The sequence below is a fragment of the Stenotrophomonas pictorum JCM 9942 genome (assembly GCF_001310775.1).
Lineage (GTDB): Bacteria > Pseudomonadota > Gammaproteobacteria > Xanthomonadales > Xanthomonadaceae > Stenotrophomonas > Stenotrophomonas pictorum.
The window spans coordinates 1-1671 of sequence record NZ_BAZI01000489.1; the positions used below are offsets into that span (position 1 = coordinate 1).

General features: G+C 68.5%; 1 protein-coding gene and 1 pseudogene. One reads left to right on the forward strand and one right to left on the reverse strand.

From position 1 onward, the window contains the following. Window positions 1–1184, reverse strand: a 1184-nt coding sequence (locus JCM9942_RS15325; RefSeq protein WP_054660708.1) for a monovalent cation:proton antiporter-2 (CPA2) family protein, incomplete at its 3' end; no start/stop codon positions are given. 323 nt (window positions 1185–1507) lie between these two features. Between JCM9942_RS15325 and JCM9942_RS20345 the strand changes: the two are divergent. After that, window positions 1508–1671, forward strand: a pseudogene (locus tag JCM9942_RS20345) (magnesium transporter); the annotation flags it as partial.

Genomic DNA, 1671 nt, shown 5'->3' on the forward strand with positions numbered 1-1671 from the left:
GTCTCGTCCGGCGCATGCTCCGGCGCGCGGGTCGGCGGCTTGAGCTGCAGCAGCCGCTGCAGCGCCAGCAACAGCAGCGGGGTGATCGCCATTGATACGCTGACGATGGCCACCAGCCGGTCATGGTTGATGCGGCCGAGCAGGTGCGCGCGCTCGGCCTCGTTGAACACCACAAAGGCGAATTCGCCGCCCAGCCACAGCACGCTGCCCAGCATCAACGCGCTGCGCAGCGACATGCCCGTGGCCAGGCCGAGCCCGAGCAGGATCGAGAACTTCACCAGCAGCAGGATCGCCACGCCGATGCCGATCACTTCCGGTTCGGCGGCGACCCGCTCCAGGTCGATGCCCATGCCCACGGCGATGAAGAACAGGCCCAGCAACAGGCCCTTGAACGGCTCGATCTGCGATTCGATCTCGTGCCGGAATTCGGAGTCGGCCAGCAGCACCCCGGCCACGAACGCGCCCAGCCCGGCACTGAGCCCGGCCCCGGCCATGAGCCAGGCGGTGCCCAGCACCACCAGCAGCGCGGTGGCGGTGAACACCTCGGGCATGCGGGTGCGTGCCACGATCAGGAAGATCCGCCGCAGCAGCGGCCGCCCCAGCACGATGACCAGCCCCAGCGCGCCCAGGGCGATGGCCGCATCCTGCCAGGTCAGGGTTTCGTTCTTGACCCCGCCCAGCAGCGGAATGGCTGCCAGCAACGGAATGGCGACCAGGTCCTGGAACAGCAGGATGGCGAAACCGAAACGGCCATAGTCGCTGTTCAGCGCCTTGTGTTCGGACAGCAGCTGCAGGCCCACCGCGGTGGAGGACAACGCCAGCGCGGTGCCGATGACCAGCGCGGTTTTCCAGTGGAAGTGGTACATCAGCAGCAGCCCGCCGAGCACCGCGGCACTGAGCAGCACCTGCACCGTGCCGCCGCCGAATACCGGCCGCCGCATCACCATCAGCCGTGCCGGCGAGAGCTCCAGCCCGATCACGAACAGCAGCATCACCACACCGGTCTCGGCGGCATTGAGGACGCGGTCGGCATCCTGCACGAAGCCCAGCACATGCGGGCCCAGCACCACGCCCGCAGCCAGGTAGCCCAGCACGGCACCCAGGCCGAAGCGCTTGAACACCGGCACGGCGATCACCGCGGCCAGCAGCAGCACCAGAGCCAGTTCGAAACCGCCGCCATGCATGTAACGCGTGCTCCTCTGGGTAGAACCGCCAGACCGCACTGGCATCGCCCGGCCGGCCGCCATTATGCGGGTTGCACCGTCAACGCAGGTGCAGCGTGCAGGCCGATCCGCCCTTCACCTCACCGCGCGCGGTTGACCCCGCCGGCTGCGGTGGCCAGACTCGTCGCGTTGCCGGCCAGCCCGCGCAGCATCTTCCCGGAGTCCCTCCCATGTCCAGCGACAGTAGAAGTCGACCTTGTTCGACGCCAGTGACGGTGGCCGCCTGACAGGGGCGGGTTCGCCGGTACTGGCGTTGCGGTCGCAACGTAGACAGGCGAATCAACATGAACCAGAAGCAGCTCCTGCGCGGGGCGGCGGACACCGTCGCCGCCAACGTCCCGCTTGCCGATTTCAACACCGCCGACGCGGTCGAGTTCCTCAACACGCTGCCGTTGCCGCGGGCCGCCGATACGCTGGCCGCGGTGCCGCTGCCGCGTGCGGTCAAACT